The organism is Singulisphaera chitinilytica, assembly GCF_049331405.1.
Lineage (GTDB): Bacteria > Planctomycetota > Planctomycetia > Isosphaerales > Isosphaeraceae > PoT.
Genome location: NZ_CP186274.1, coordinates 8,949,303 through 8,964,559 on the forward strand (window position 1 = coordinate 8,949,303; position 15,257 = coordinate 8,964,559).

Annotated in this window: 7 protein-coding genes; 4 read left to right on the plus strand and 3 right to left on the minus strand. The window is 65.1% G+C overall.

Annotated features, from left to right (window positions below):
• Position 1: 1 nt before the first annotated feature.
• The 4 genes from solA (at position 2) to ACOYYX_RS34900 (ending at position 5,852) form a co-directional block, all read left to right on the plus strand.
• The gene (solA, locus tag ACOYYX_RS34885) at positions 2–1,144 is read left to right on the plus strand and encodes an N-methyl-L-tryptophan oxidase (RefSeq protein WP_422927270.1); all 1,143 of its coding nucleotides are present in this window, start codon (positions 2–4) and stop codon (positions 1,142–1,144) included.
• A gap of 380 nt (positions 1,145–1,524) precedes the next feature.
• Positions 1,525–2,481 (plus strand): cyanophycinase, encoded by a 957-nt coding sequence (locus ACOYYX_RS34890; protein WP_422927271.1) that lies wholly within the window; start codon positions 1,525–1,527, stop codon positions 2,479–2,481.
• Between the two features lie 832 nt (positions 2,482–3,313).
• Entirely contained in the window at positions 3,314–4,327 is a 1,014-nt protein-coding gene (gene aroF, locus ACOYYX_RS34895; RefSeq protein ID WP_422927272.1) for a 3-deoxy-7-phosphoheptulonate synthase, read from the plus strand.
• Positions 4,328–4,577: 250 nt separating this feature from the next.
• Complete coding sequence (locus tag ACOYYX_RS34900) at positions 4,578–5,852, plus strand: PHP domain-containing protein (RefSeq protein WP_422927273.1); 1,275 nt, start codon at positions 4,578–4,580, stop codon at positions 5,850–5,852.
• Between the two features lie 90 nt (positions 5,853–5,942).
• Here ACOYYX_RS34900 and ACOYYX_RS34905 read toward each other — a convergent pair whose 3' ends face one another.
• The 3 genes from ACOYYX_RS34905 to ACOYYX_RS34915 all read right to left on the minus strand — a co-directional run bounded on the left by ACOYYX_RS34905 (position 5,943) and on the right by ACOYYX_RS34915 (position 15,119).
• Positions 5,943–8,918, minus strand: a complete 2,976-nt coding sequence (locus ACOYYX_RS34905) for a sigma-70 family RNA polymerase sigma factor (protein WP_422927274.1) — start codon at positions 8,916–8,918, stop codon at positions 5,943–5,945.
• A gap of 123 nt (positions 8,919–9,041) precedes the next feature.
• The gene (locus ACOYYX_RS34910) at positions 9,042–12,023 is read right to left on the minus strand and encodes a sigma-70 family RNA polymerase sigma factor (RefSeq protein WP_422927275.1); all 2,982 of its coding nucleotides are present in this window, start codon (positions 12,021–12,023) and stop codon (positions 9,042–9,044) included.
• A gap of 129 nt (positions 12,024–12,152) precedes the next feature.
• Complete coding sequence (locus tag ACOYYX_RS34915) at positions 12,153–15,119, minus strand: sigma-70 family RNA polymerase sigma factor (RefSeq protein WP_422927276.1); 2,967 nt, start codon at positions 15,117–15,119, stop codon at positions 12,153–12,155.
• Between the last annotated feature and the right edge of the window lie 138 nt (positions 15,120–15,257).

Genomic DNA, 15,257 nt, shown 5'->3' on the forward strand with positions numbered 1-15,257 from the left:
CATGACCGAAACGATCCATGCCCCCAACGTGATCCTCGGCGCCGGCGCGATGGGCGCCGCCGCGGCCTACCACCTCGCCCGGCGAGGGGAGCCGGTGCTGCTCCTCGAGCAATTCGCGATCGGCCACGACCGCGGCAGCTCGCACGGGGCGGCGAGGATCACGAGGCACTCGTACGCCGACCCCTTCTACGCCAGCCTCATGCCCGCCGCCTTCCGCGCCTGGAAGGTCCTCGAGGCCGAGGCGGGTCAGAACCTCTACCTGCGGACCGGCGGCATCAGCCTCTGCGCCCCGAGACTCGACTACGTGGCCAGGGTCACGGCGAACCTCGAGGCGATCGACGTCCCCCACCGAAGGATGACGGGGAAGGAGCTGAGGCGGACGTTCCCGATGTTCGGGGTCCCCGACGACCACGACGTCGTCTTCGAGCCGGATGCCGGCATGCTCTCCGCCGCCCGCTGCATCGCCGCGCAGGTCGACCTGGCCAGGCGCCTCGGCGGCGACAAGACGACGATCCTGGAGAACACCAAGGTCGAGCGGATCGACGTCGAGGGGAGCCGGCCGGTCATCCTGACCAAGTCGCATCGGATCGTGGCGGATCGCCTGATCGTCACGGCCGGCTCGTGGACGAGCCAACTCCTCCCGCAGGTGGCCAGGCCGCTGAAGCCGACCCATCAGCGGGTCTTCTACTTCCGCGCGGCCGACCCCTCTCCGTTCCAGCCGGGCCGGTTCCCGGTCTTCATCTCGAAGGGGACGAAGGAGCTGGACGACTTCTACGGGATGCCCGAGTTCCTCGGCCTCGGCGTCAAGGTCGCGAGGCACGGCGGGCCGGAAGTCAGCCCCGACGATCCCGCACGTCCGGTCGAGGAAAACTATGAGGGGATCGTCCGCGCGTTCCTCCGCGAGCACATCCCGGCGCTCGCCGAAACGCCCATCGATCTCACCGAGGTCTGCCTCTACACGGTCACCCCCGACGACAACTTCTGCCTCGGATCGCTCGGGAGCTGCCCCGAAGTGATCGTCGCAAGCCCATGCAGCGGGCACGGCTTCAAGTTCTCGTGTCTGATCGGGAGCATCCTCGCGGACCTCGCCACCCGCGGGAGCACCGAGTTCGCGACCGAGCCCTGGGCCTTTGCCACGCCCTAACTCGTGTCTTGCACAAATTTTAAGCGAACGAACCCCTCCCTCCGACCTTGCCGACGGCGCAGGTTCTGCCGCCGACCATCCACCTCTGGCACGGAACCTGCATCCCCAAATTCCTCCGTTGTCTCATACCTTCCCACCGCCCAAACCAGCCCGACGCAGTATAAGCATCGTCAATAGTATGCCCAAGTTGTATCAAAGAGGCCGATGGGGTATAGTTCGATTTAGGGTGATTGAGGATCGAGTTGAAGGCCGACAGGAAGTGTAGGGCGTAGAAACGGAGTCAGGTTTCTAGCCGATGGCCTTGAGCGAGTTGCTTTTCGCCCAGCGCGATCACCCGTTGCCCCTTGTGCATCTTCGTCATTCAAGAATGAGGTGGCAAGATGTCTCAAACATCGCTGAGCGCGACCGATCCGAAGACGCTTCCCCGACGCTCCTCTCTGATGATGGGGACGGCCCTGACCGTCTTCATGGGTGCGGCCCTCATCCTGGGCGGCAGGCCGACGACGAAGGCGTCGTCCTCGATAACCTCTCAGATCGACGCGAAGGCCCCGATCGTCCAGGTCGTCGAGCAGCCTTCGGGCGGTAAGCTCGTGATCTGCGGCGGCGGCAAGCTGCCCCCGTCGATTCGGAAGCAATTCTGCAACCTGGCCGGCGGCGAGAAGGCCAAAATCGTGGTGATCCCGACGGCCACGACCAACGCGGATCACCTCGACTACCTGAACCATGTCCTCGACGACTGGCGGCAGAGCGGCGCGGCGTCGGTGACCTTGCTCCACACCCGTTCGAGGGAGAAGGCCAACGACCCCGAGTTCGTCAAGCCGCTGACCGAGGCCACCGGCATCTGGATGACCGGCGGCGACCAGGTCTGCCTGACCGACGCCTATCTCGGCACGCTGGTCCAGAAGGAGTTCAAGTCCTTGCTCGACCGCGGCGGCGTGATCGGCGGGACCTCGGCCGGGGCCGCGGTGATGTCGGGCGTGATGATCGCCGGCGGCAATACCAAGGCCGACATCGGGCAGGGGTTCGACTTCATCGCCGGTGCGGTGATCGACCAGCACTTCCTCAAGCGTAACCGGGTCGAGCGGTTGGTCGGGGTCCTCTCGGCCCATCCCAACCTCGTCGGCCTCGGCATCGACGAGGAGACGGCCCTGGTGGTCGACGTCCGCGAGCACCACCTGAGCGTCATCGGCGACTCCTACGTCGTGGCCTGCGTGCCCGACACCGAGAACAAGTCGGTCCGCCTGAAGTTCCTCAAGTCGGGCGACCAGACCCCGCTGGCCGACCTCAAGATCCCGGCCCTGGCGGCGACGCCGGTCCTCGGACTCGGGTCGCTCTGAGGCGACGAAATCGACCGAAAATCGACGGATCCAAACGGGAGTCGGCGCCCCAGCCCGGGCGCCGGCTCCCGTTTCGTTTGTCCGTGGCTTGCCTTCATTTAAGGACGGAGACACGTCTGGGGATGTCGTCCGGATCTCCCGAAAAGTTCGACGAAAAAGGGGACGGATCGGCGGATGACGATTGATCCACGCGGAGGTCTCGCCTATATTGGAATTGTCGGTTGGGTGTTCGCACCCGACCGGCTTACGGGTCGTACGAGCGTGGTACGACGGGCTAGTGCCCGCTCCTGTGCCGAGGCTGGACTCCCACGGGACCGGGAAGGCTTAACGTAAAGGGGGTGATTTTGTGAGTAGTGATAACCAGAGGCGGCTCGCCTAACGGCAGCCGACGGGTTGCCCGTCGGGCAAGCCGCATCCGCAGGTTAGTCTGTTCGATAGCGAGGCCGGGCCCGATGCATCTGATCGGGCCCGGTCCTCCACATTCAGGGCACCTTCCCTAACGCATTCTCAGATCTTCTTGTCTGATTCACACTCGGGAGAGCGGCAGTTGACCAAGGCTTCGGCGAACTATGGCTCTTTTAGCTTTAGCTACCGAAGCTGGTGGTGGTATCCCGTGTTTACGGGGTTCATACACAGGTCGCCGGGCCGAGGGCGTTATTGAGACGCCTTCTCCTTCCCAAGTGTCATCCATACACGGCCCCGGGACCTGACCACAGGTCCCGGGGCTTTTTTCGTTGATGGATTTCCCGTTTCGTTGGTTATCCCGGGGCTTACGCCCGCGGTTCTATTCTCAAGCCTGAATTCGAGATTCCAAAGGGGAGGGCGGGGTACCGTGATTGTCGTCATGAAGTCCGACGCGACGGGCGAGCAGATCGATCATCTGGTGAACCACATTTCATCGCTCGGCCTGTCACCGCAGGTCATCAAGGGGACGCATCAAACCGTGATCGCAGCCATCGGAGAAGAGCGGCAGGGGCTGACCGAGGCCCTCGAGCCCGCCCCGGGCGTCGAGAGGGTCCTGCCGATCATGGCTCCCTACAAGCGGGCGTCGTCGGAGCTGAAGAAGGATCGGACCGTTGTCAAGGCGTTGGACCTGGAGGTCGGCGGCAACAGGATCGCCGTCATCGCCGGCCCCTGTTCGGTCGAGAGCGAGGAGCAGATCGTCTCCATCGCCAAGAAGCTCAAGGCCCTCGGGGCGACCGGGCTCCGCGGTGGTGCCTACAAGCCGAGGACGAGCCCGTACAGCTTCCAGGGACACAAGGAAGACGGCCTCAAGATGCTGGCCGCCGCCCGCCAGGAGACCGGCCTGGCGATCGTGACCGAGGTCATGGCCCCCGAGCACGTCCCCTTGCTCGCCGAGTACGCCGACGTCCTCCAGATCGGCGCCCGCAACATGCAGAACTACCAGCTCCTCCAGGCCGTGGGGGACTCGGGCAAGCCGGCCCTGCTGAAGCGGGGCATGAGCGCCACCATCGACGAGTTCCTCCTCGCCGCCGAATACATCCTCGACCGCGGCAATCCCAACGTCATGCTCTGCGAGCGCGGGATCCGCACGTACGAGGAGCACACCCGCTTCACCCTGCCGCTGGCCACCGTCCCTTACCTCCACGAGAAGAGCCACCTGCCGGTCGTCGTCGACCCGTCGCACGGCACGGGCAAGTCGCGGCTCGTCACGCCGATGTGCAAGGCGTCTGTCGCCGCCGGCGCCGACGGCCTGATCATCGAGGTCCACGAGGATCCCGAGCACGCCATGAGCGACGGCTCGCAGACGATCACCCCCGCCGCCTTCGGCGAGATGATGGCCATGTGCCGCCGCATCGCCGAGGCCGTCGACCGCTCGATGTGATCCGGGCTCGGATCATGAAACCAGGCCGAGGGATGCGCAACGCTGTTGCCCGTCCCTCGGCCTCTCGAATGAAAACCGCTCCCGGGTGGCCCGGGGGGAACCGACCCGGTAGGCTTCACGCTCTTGCGAACGAGCGTCTCTCCGACCGGTCCACCCCCCGCGAGACCCGCCCATGCCTCGTGCCCGCCTCCGAACGATCGCCTGCCTCTTCACAATTGCACTTGCTTGCGCATGCGTCGCGCCCTCGACGATGGCGTCCCCTCCCGACGCCGCCCCGCGCTGGTGGAAGGGGAACCTGCACACGCACTCGCTCTGGAGCGACGGCAACGACTATCCCGAGATGATCGTCGACTGGTATGTGAAGAAGGGGTATCAGTTCCTCGCGCTCTCGGACCACAACGTCTTGAGCCGGGGACAACGCTGGGTCGACATCGAGGCCGCGAACAAGCGGGCCAAGGTCGATGCGTTCGCGCTCTACCGCGGGCGGTTCGGCCCCGACTGGGTGGAGACGCGTGACCACGACGGCAAGAAACAGGTCCGGCTCAAGCCCCTCTCCGAGTTCCGCCCCCTCTTCGAACAGCCGGGCAAGTTCCTCCTGATCCAGGGGGAGGAGATCACCGACCAGCACGATTCCAAGCCGATTCACATGAACGCGACGAACCTCGTCGATACGATCCCGCCGCAAGGGGGCAAGAGCGTCGTAGAGGCGATGACGAACAACCTGCTCGCGGTCGAGGCCCACGTCAAGAAGTTCGGCGTCCCGGTCCTGACCCACCTGAACCACCCCAACTTCGGCTACGCGATCACGGCCGAGGAGCTGGCGATGGTCACGCGCGAGCTCTACTTCGAGGTCTACAACGGCCACCCCGACGTCCATCAGATCGGCGACGAGACGCACGTGGGCATCGAGCGGATGTGGGACATCGTCAACACCATCCGTATCGCCGAGATGCGAGTGGCCCCCGTCGCGGGCCTGGCGACCGACGACTCGCACCACTACTTCGCCCCCTCGGGCAACTCGACCCCCGGGCGCGGCTGGATCATGGTGCGGAGCCGCTTCCTCACCCCCGAATCCCTGATCCGCGCCATCGAGTCCGGCGACTTCTACGCGAGCACCGGCGTCACCTTGGCCGAGGTCAAGTTCTCGCCCGCCTCCAAGCTCCTCGAGGTTGAGGTCGCCCCCGAGCCCGGCGTCGAGTACACGATCCGGTTCATCGGCACGAAGAAGGGCTACGACCCGAGCCGCAAGCCCGTCCTCGACGCCTCGGGCAAGCCCCTCCCCGTCACCCGGCGCTACTCCGACGACGTCGGCCGCATCTTCTCATCTTCCAAGGGCACCAAGGCCACCTACCGCCTCACCGGCGACGAATACTACGTCCGCGCCGTCGTCACCTCCGACCGGGCCCCCGAGAACCCCTCATACCCCGGCCAGAAATCCCAGGCCTGGACCCAGCCCGTCGGCTGGGAATCCCTGATCGAGCCCAATGTCGCCCCCGACCCCAGTGCGAAGGCGAGTCCCAACTGATTAGCTCACATCCACAAACGAACACTTGTCAGGTGATAGTAAACGAACGGGCCGGGGCAATCCCCGGCCCATTCGCATTCACCGCACGAATCATCGAGGCTCGGCCTTCTTCTGGTCATCCCAGTCGAGCCGAACCGTCTCTCCCGGCTGTGGTGCGATGGGCTGATGGCGAATGTTGACGTTGCCGACCTGATGGCTGACGATCATCGGGACCGGCGGGACACGATCGAAGACAAAACTCCCTCGATCGTCAACCACGGCCCTGTGGACATAGAAACCGATCTTAACGGGAGGAATTGTGATCACATTCCCATCAACTTGACGCCCGGCGGCGTCCAACAGTTTGGGGGGCGGTGCGATCACCTCGTTGCGAGTGTCCTCCACCCAATCCAGGGTTTCCTGGTTTCGAAGCGGCCCATTGGGTAATTTCCCCTCGATCCGACACCAGTCCTGGAGCCGGATCTCGGCGAGTCCCTTCGCCTCGTCCGAGTTGTACCTCGCAAAGCCGGCCGGATCCACGACCGCGAGTGCGTACGGCTCGTCCGTCGTCGGCAGTTGATAGCGCCCGTCGGGGCCCGTCTCCACGAAAATGCATCCGGGCCTGGTGGTCGGATTGCAATCGATCGAGAGCGAGTCCTTCTTGAAAGCCATGAGCACGCGAGCCCCGGCCCTCGGCTTACCGTCGGGGCTGAGGACCACCCCGGAAGGACCGGGCAGCGGATCCTTCTTGAGCTTGATATCGAGCCTCGCTTTCGACCGGTTGCCGGGGATGACCTCCGAGACGAACGGCTCGAACCCCGGGGCCCGGACCCGGAATCGGAACCCCTTCGCGGTCTCGGAGTCGAAGGTCATGATGAAGCGACCATCGCGCTCCGGCTCGTATCCAAGACGCGTCTCCCAGGACGCGACGTTCCCCTGTGCATCAGCACCGCCAAATTCCATGATGGCGTGACGGACAGGCTTCCCGGTTTCTCCCGAGGTGAGTTGCCCGTAGACGGTGAGCGACCTCGCCATGCGAAACTCGATCGCATCGCCGGTGACCTCCAGCGACGGGAGGATCGGCGGGACAGTGTATCCCTCTCGGTAGAGCGAATAGATGAGCACACCTTCCGGTGCATGATCCCAACGGAACCGGCCTTCGGAATCGGTCTCGAAGGGCTCGCTGAACGCCGTCAGGCCCTTCCAGCGTTGGAAGTAGAATTGTGCCTTGTTGATCGGCCTGCCTTCGCTATCGACGACCCGACCGTGGAAGGACTTGCCGGGCTGCATCCGCACTTCGATCGGCTCGATCCCCGCCTGAATCTCCTTTTCGAGGACCTGCGGCGCGAAATTCGGGGCCCGGAACACGACCGACTGTCGGCCCGGATTGACGCTGGCGAAACGGAAGCGACCTTGCTCATCGGTGCGAGTATGGAGGATGTCGTCGAGGAAGATCTCGGAGCGGCTCCCCAGCATCACGATCGCCCCTTCGACCGGGGCACCGTCGCCGCCCAGCACTGTTCCGGATAAGGGGACGCCTTTCTTCAAGATTGTCTCGGCGGTGCCATCCCTGAGCTTGGCGATGGGAGGAGCCGAACCATACGAGAATTCGCTGATGTAGTCCGGATGGTAATATCTTATGCCGATCAACTCCCCGGTAATCTCCGGGGCACTCGTCGTCTCCCAGCGCCCGTCGGGGCCGCTGGTCGCCTGCAAGTCGAAGAAGAGCTCATGCGGATCGTTCTGCTTGTAATTGTGGCTCCAGAGATAGACCGTCACGCCCCCCACGGGCTCGCCCGCCTGATTCACGAACCTTCCCGCGAGCCTGTACCCCTTTCGAAGCCGCGCGACGATCTTCTCCGGGATCGTCTCGAACATGCCGTCAGCCCTGTAGGAGAACCGCTGGAGCGCATATCCGTCGGCCCAAAGGTCGATAGAAACACTCCGATCGGTCCGATTCGTCCCATGTTCGAGATCGAGATGCCCCACGGAGTCCGTCCTGATCAGGCTCCGACGCCCGTTGTCAAAACTGCGGACCATCTGCGCCTGGACCGGTCGACCCGTCTCCGCGTCGACGACCTCGAGGCTCGTTCGGCCGGCCCTGGCCTTGTAAGGGTCGAGTTTGCTCAGTACTTCGGTGTCGTCGGGGGCGTCCGGCTCCTCGATCGCCTTGGGCGTCAGCACCGCCGCCGGAGCGGGGGCAGGGTCGGGTGTAGGGTCGGCCCCCTTCTGGTTCGGCTCGGCAGGAGGTGAACCGAAGCCTCCTCCGAGCACTCCGACGGCTGCCACGACCACCAAAGCTCCGACGACGATCCCAAGGCCCTTCAACTGCCCCCAGAGCATCGTCGAAGCCACCTGCCTCGCCAGCACCGCCGCCGTCCCGGAGGCCCCCAGCGCAAAACTCGCCGTCTTCTCGACGAGGTGGCCGGGCAGGGGATAAGTCCGCGTCATCGCCAGCAGGAGCGTCGAGCGCCGAGACGGCTCGAGACCGCGCCGCTCGAGGCCCAACCTCAACCGCCTCCTCGCCTGGAAGAGTCGGCCCCGGACCGCGGCGGGGGTCAGGCCGAGCTCCCTGGCCGCCTCGTCCACCGTCTTCTCCTGCATGTGGCAGAGGAGCACCGGTTGGCGGAACCGCATCGGTAGCCGCAGGATCTCCTCGTCGATCGCCCACCGAAGCTCGGCGAGGGAGGAGCGGTCGAGATCCACGACGGCCTCGGATCGCATCGCGCGGACCTCACGGTCCTTGCGTCTCAAGGCGTTCGCCCGTGCCCTCGAGGCCGTCCGAACCGCAACCCCGTAGAGCCAGGGGCCGAGCCGACTCGGGTCGCGGAGCATTCCCGCCTTGCGGACCATCACCAGGAACGTGGCCTGGAAGGCGTCCTCGGCGTCGTTCGGGTCCGGGAGCAACCGCCGGCAGACCCCCCAGACCATCCCCCCGTGCCTCTGCACCAGGGCCTCGAACGCCAGCTCGTCCCCCTCGGAGACGAACCGCCCCAGCAATTCCTCTTCCGAGAGCCCCGACGTCGTCCCCGACACGAAGACCTGCCGGATCCTCCCCAGCACAGCCCCCCGATCCTCGCTCGCCATTTCGCACCCCTCGCGTTCGTCCCGTCCGATGTCCTCAACCGCCGGAGTACTGCAACCGCACGAACGCTCATCACAAAAATCTTACCGCGAGACAGCGATATCCGGACGCGAGGGTTCCAACCATCAGGGCTCGGACCGCGGCGTCTCGTCCCAGCGGATCTGGACGGTCTCGCCCGGCTTCGGGGTGATCGCCTGCAGGCGGACGCCCTGGTTCTTCCGGAAAATCCCGACGTTCATCGGGATCGGCGGGACCCGCTCGAAGACGAACCTCCCCTGGTCATCCACCCCGGCAACGTGGCTCATGAAGGCGAACCGCAATGTGGGAATCGTGGCGACTTTCCCATCGATGACCCGCCACTCCAGGCGTTCCCCATCGCGTAGTGGTCCATCCGGCAATCGCCCCTCGATCCGGCTCCAGGCTTCGAGGCGGATCTCGGTGAGCCCCTTCACCCGATTCGAGTCGACCCGGGCGAAGCCGGATGGATCCACGACCGCGAGGGCGTAAGGGTCGTCCGTCGCGGGGAGTTGGAAGCGACCGTCGGGGCCCGTCTCCACGTGGAAGCCGATAAGGAACATGCTTGGGTCGAAATCGACCCAGAGCGGTTCCTTTTCCGACGCCATCAGGACGCGAGCCCCGGGCCTCGGCCTGCCGTCCGGCCCGAGCACGACCCCGGAAAGCCCGGGTTGCGGGACCTTCTTGAGCCTGATATTGAGCTTCGCCTTGATGCGGTCTCCGGGGATCGCCTTCGAGAGGTACACCTCATAACCCCTCGCCCTGACGCGGACCCGAAATCCGGGCGAGGACTCGGTGCCGACCCCCATGCCGAAGCCTCCACCGGTCCAGTCGCTCCCGGCGTACTCCCCCGATCTGGCGACCGTCTTCAAGGAGTCGGCCTCGACGATCTCGAGCTCGGTCCTCTCGATGGGCTCCCCGGTTCCCTCGTCGACGATGTTCCCCAGGATCGTGAGCCGCCGGTCCATCCGATAAACGTGCTCCTCTCCGTCCGCAAACGCCGTTTGCGTGACGTCCCCCCTGGCGATGTATCCCTCTCGAACGAGGCTGAACCACATGGCCTCCGCCGGGGCGTTCTCCCAGCGGAATCGGCCGTCGGAATCCGTGTCGAGGCCTTCCTGCAGGGTGCCAAAGCCATTGTCGAACGCAAAGGAAAGATGCGCCTTGTTGATCGACCGGCCCGCGCCGTCGACGACCCGCCCCTGAAGGAGCTTCCCCTTCTTCATGCGAATCTCGACCGGCTCACCTCCCGGCTTGATCTCCTGGACGAGCCTCGGTGCCAGGCCCGGGGCCTTGACGAGGAGGCTCACCGCGCCGCGACGGGGCAGGCCTGGATATTGGACAAGGCGCGTCTCCTCATCTTGCCGGGCGAGGACGCTCCGGAACCGCCCGAGGGCATCGGTCCGCGTGTGGGGGGAGCTGCCGAAGTCGTAGGCCCCGCGTTTGATGAACCCGACGATCGCGCCTTCGACCGGCTTCCCATCCATGTCCAGCACCCGCCCCGAGAATTTGGCCCCTCGCTTGAGGACGGTCACGGCGGTTCCCGCGAGCAGCTCCGCGACGGCAGGCGCCTTCACCTTCGCATATTCACCGACATATTCGGGATGACTGCACTCCATGAACATCAGCTCGCCGTTGACCTCCGGGGCGCTGGTGGTCTCCCAGCGGCCATCGGGGCCGCTGGTCGCCCGCACGTTATGGAACCACTCGTGGGGATCCCTGGGCTTCCAGTTGTAGCTCCAGAGCTTGACGGTCACGCCGCTCAATGGCTCTCCCGCCTCGTTGACGAACCGCCCGGCGAGCCTCCGACCCTTGTGGAGCCGCACGACGATCTTCTCCGGGATCTTCAAGGAAGGAGTCGTCCCCCAGGTCTCGAACGATGCGCCGGACCAGCCACTCCCCCAGTAGCCGAACCGCTGGATCGCGTACCCTTCGGCCCAGAGATGGATGAGGATATGATCGTCCCCCCACCTCGTCGAATGCTCCAGGTCGATCCGCCCCTCCGCATCGGTCTTGAGCGAGACCTCATCTCCACTGTCGATCGTGCGGATGATCTGAGCCTGGAGCGGCTTGCCAGTCTCTGCGTCGACGACCTCGACCCTCGTGCGCCCCGGCTTGTACGGGTCGAGCTTGCTGAGGGCCTCGGGGTCGACGGGGCCAGGTGCCTCGAGATCCTCGTCGGCCCTGGGGGCGAGGGCCGCCGCCGGGGCAGGTGCCGGCCTCGCCACGTTGGGCTTTCGGGGAGGGGCAGGGGGAGAGCCGGCGCCGCTCCCGAGGACCCCCGCCGTCGCCACGACGAGCAGCGCCCCGAGGACGAGCCCCAGGCCCTTCAACTGACCCCAGAGCATCGTCGACGCCACCTGCTTCGCCAGCAACGCCGCCGTCCCGGAGGCCCCCAGCGCGAACCGCGCCGTCTTCTCGACAAGCTGGCCGGGCAGGGGATAAGTCCGCGTCATCGCCAGCAACAGCGTGGCGCGACGAGTCGGCTTGAGCCCTCGGCGTTCGAGGCCCGCCCTCAGACGCTTCCTCGCCTGAAAGAGCCGGCCGCGGACCGCGGCGGGGGTCAGTCCGAGTTCCCTCGCGGCCTCGTCCACCGTCTTTTCCTCGATGTGGCAGAGGATCAAGGGCTGACGGAACCGCATCGGCAGTCGGAGGATCTCCTCGTCGATCCCACACCGAAGGCCCGAGACCGAGGATCCATCGTCAGGTTCCACCGCCTCCGGCCGCCTTGCACGAGCCTCGCGATCGTGCCGCCTCGCGGCATTCACCCGGGCATGCGAGGCCGTCCGGAACGCCACCCCGTAGAGCCAGGGGCCGAGCCGATTCTTGTCTCGCAGCAATCCCGCCTTGCGGACCATGACCAGGAACGTCGCCTGGAACGCGTCCTCGGCGTCATCAGGGTCGCGCAGCACCCGGCGGCAGACGTTCCAGACCATCGAACCGTGGCGCTGCACCAGGGCCTCGAACGCCAGCTCATCCCCCTCGGCGACGAACCGCTCGAGCAACTCGCTCTCCGAGAGCCCCGACGTCGTCCCCGACGCGAAGACCTGCCGGATCCTCCCCAGCACGGCACCCCGATGCTCGCTCGGCATATCTCAATCCCTCGCGTCCGTCCCGTCTCGTGACTTCTCCCTTGAGGTACTGGATCCGCGAAGGGCATTCATCACAAAAATCTTGCCGGGTGCACGAGATTGGCAAGAGGCGAGGGCGATGGGAAAGGATCAGGGCTCGACCTCCCGACCCGCGTTCCAGCGGATCTGGACCGTCTCGCCCGGCTCCGGGCTGATCGCCTGTCGGCGAAGGCACTTGTCGTCGCGATATAGACCGATGTCCACGGAAGTCGGTGGTATGTGCTCGAAAACGAATCTCCCCTTGCTATCGACCTTGGCAACGTGCCCATTGAAGTGAGGCCTCAGGGGAGGCGTGGTCACCACGACCGCATCGACCTTGTTCCCCGAGGCGTCGACGAGTTTGGCGGGAGGCACCCTGGCGGGCGGGCTATAGTCCTCCGACCATTGCAGAAACTCTCGAAATCTAAGCGGGCCATCCGGCAGGCTTCCCTCGACACGGGCCCAGGGTTCGAGGCGGATTTCGGTGAGCCCCTGCGTAATATCCGATTGATACCGCGCACAGCCCGACTCGTCGACCACCGCCAAGGCATACGGATCGTCGGTCGGAGGCAGTTGATAACGCCCGTCGGGGCCCGTACTCACGAAGTATTGTTCGGGAACCTCTTGCGGGTCTGTGCTGAGTCGCGTACGGCCCTTGTCTCGAACCATGATGACGCGGGCTCCGGCCCTCGGCTTACCATCAGGCCCCAACACCACTCCCGAAGAGCCGGGATGCGGATCTTTGGCCAGTTTAATGCTGAGATTCGCTTTCGAGAAGTTGCTGAGGATGACCCTCGAGACGAACGTCTGATACCCCAGGGCCCGAATGCGAACCCGAAATCCAGACGCTGACTCGGCGTCTATCACCTTGACATAATGTCCAGTTTGGCTTAGCCAAGCCCCATGCTCCTGCCTCCAAGAAATCACCCCACCAAGCGCATCGGTCTTACCAATATCAAAATCAATATCCTTGGGTGGTTTGCCGGTCTCTGCATCTGTGATGTTCCCTTCGATTGTGAGGCTCCTCGCCATCCGATAGACGAGTTCCCTTCCGTCGACGATCGTGGGTTGGTTGTCGAGGCCCTCGGCGATGTATCCGGATCGATCGACTCGAACCGTCATGGTTTCTTCGGGAGCACCATCCCAATGGAATCGGCCGTCGAAGTCGGTGTCGAGTCCCTCGGAGAGCGGCGCGAAGCCATTCAGCCGGGTGAGGAGGAAATGAGCCTTGTTGATCGGCCTGCCTGCGCTATCGACCACCCGGCCGTGGAAGACCTTCCCCTTTGACATCCTGATTTCGATCGGCCCATCTCCACGCTTGATCTCCCGCTCGATGATCTTCGCCGAAAGGCCCGGGGCCCTTATCAGGATCGTCGACTGGCCGGGTAGCGCATTTGTGAATTGGAACCGACCGAGTGCATCGGTCTGGGTGTGAAGGGTATCGGCGAGGAAGAGGACACTGCGATCGGTGAAAACGACGATCGCGCCTTCGACAGGCTTGCCGTCCATGTCGAGTACCCGCCCCGAGAATTCGGCCCCCTTCTTCAGGACCGTCCTGGCCGTGCCCGCGAGCATCTCCGCGATGGGAGGCGCCGTTTCGTATCGAAACGCACCGACATACTCCGGGTGACGGTACATGATGCCGATCATTTCCCCGGTGACCTCCGGGGCGCTGGACGTCACCCAGCGGCCGTCGGGGCCGCTGGTCGCCTGTAAGTTGTAGAGGAGCTCGTTCTTATCTTTCTTCTTGTATTTGTGGCTCCAGAGATAGATCGTCGCACCACTCACGGGCTCGCCCGCCTCATTCACGAACCGCCCTGATAGCTTCTGGCCCTTCTGGAGACGCACAATGAGGGGGTTCGGGATCTTCTGGGTTTCCTCGCTTCCCCAGTAAGAGACCCTCTGGAGGGCGTGGCCCTCGGCCCAGAGGTCAAGCATCAGGTGATCATTCTCCCACTTCGTCGAATACTCGAGGTCGATCCGACCTTGAGCATCGGTCTCGAGCACCTGTTCGTGCCCGTTGCCGATCGAGCGGACCATCCGCGCCTGGAGAGGCTTGCCTGTGTCGGCATCGACGACCTCCATCGTCGTGCGGCCGGGTTTGTAGGGGTCGCTCTTGCTCAGGGCCTCGGGGTCGACGGGGGTGTCGGCGTCATCCTCGGCCGGAGGGACGAGGGCCGCAACGGGGTCTGGGGCAGGGGCGGGCTTCGCCGCCTCGGGCTTGGCCGGAGGGGCGGGGGGAGAGCCAGAGCCGCCGCCGAGGACACCGGCCGTCGCGACGACCACCAGCATCCCCAGCACGACACCGATCCCCTTCAACTGGCCCCAGAGCATCGTCGAGGCCACTTGCCCGGCCAGCAGGGCGGCGGGGCCGGAGGCTTCGAGGACGAACCGCGTGGTCTTCGCGGCGAGGTATTCCGGGATCGGATGATTGCGGGCGATACCCAACCCAAGCGAGCCGACCGAGGAAGGCGCCAGGCCCCGCCGCTCGAGGCCCGCCCGGAGCTTCTTGCGGGCCCGGGAGAGACGGCCCCGGACGACCCCCAGGCTCAGGCCGAGCTCGCTGGCGGCCTCGTCGACGGACTTCTCCTGGAGGTGGCAGAGGACCACCGCAGTCCGGTATCGGGCCGGGAGCCGACCGATCTCCTCGTCGATCGCATGACGAAGCTCGGCAACGGCGGGGGCGTCGGCCGTGTCAAGAATCTCGGGGCGCATCGCACGAGCCTCGCGGTCCCTCCGCTTCGCCGCGTTGACGCGGGCACGCGAGGCGGTCCGGAAGGCCACGCCGTAGAGCCAGGGGCCGAGCCGGTTGCCATCCCTCAGCAGCCCCGCCTTGCGGACCATGACGAGGAACGTGGCCTGGAAGGCATCCTCGGCGTCGTTCGGGTCGTGCAGGAGTCGCCGGCAGACGCCCCAGACCATCGACTCGTGGCGCTCGACCAACGCCTCGAAGGCGAGCTCATCCCCCCCCTCGACGAACCGCTCGAGGAGTTGCGCCTCCGACAGGCCCGTCGCCGTGCCCGCCGCGAAGACCTGCCGGATCCTCCCCAGGACGATGTCCCGATGCTCGCTCGGCATGCGACTAACCCCTCAGACCTTGAACCTACGACGTCCTCTCCTCCTCTACTGCACCAAACCACGAACACGGCGCGCTTTTTCTCCGATCCTTCGACGTCGGCGAGCACGGTTCAACATTGTATCAACAACGAAAATCGC

What these genes read in the sequence shown, in the direction of transcription:
- ACOYYX_RS34890 (WP_422927271.1), top strand. Translation starts at nt 1,525, where the DNA reads ATGTCTCAAACATCGCTGAGCGCGACCGATCCGAAGACGCTTCCCCGA.
- ACOYYX_RS34905 (WP_422927274.1), bottom strand. Translation starts at nt 8,918, where the DNA reads ATGGCGAGCGAGGATCGGGGGGCTGTGCTGGGGAGGATCCGGCAGGTC.
- ACOYYX_RS34915 (WP_422927276.1), bottom strand. Translation starts at nt 15,119, where the DNA reads ATGCCGAGCGAGCATCGGGACATCGTCCTGGGGAGGATCCGGCAGGTC.
- ACOYYX_RS34900 (WP_422927273.1), top strand. Translation starts at nt 4,578, where the DNA reads ATGGCGTCCCCTCCCGACGCCGCCCCGCGCTGGTGGAAGGGGAACCTG.
- ACOYYX_RS34910 (WP_422927275.1), bottom strand. Translation starts at nt 12,023, where the DNA reads ATGCCGAGCGAGCATCGGGGTGCCGTGCTGGGGAGGATCCGGCAGGTC.
- solA (WP_422927270.1), top strand. Translation starts at nt 2, where the DNA reads ATGACCGAAACGATCCATGCCCCCAACGTGATCCTCGGCGCCGGCGCG.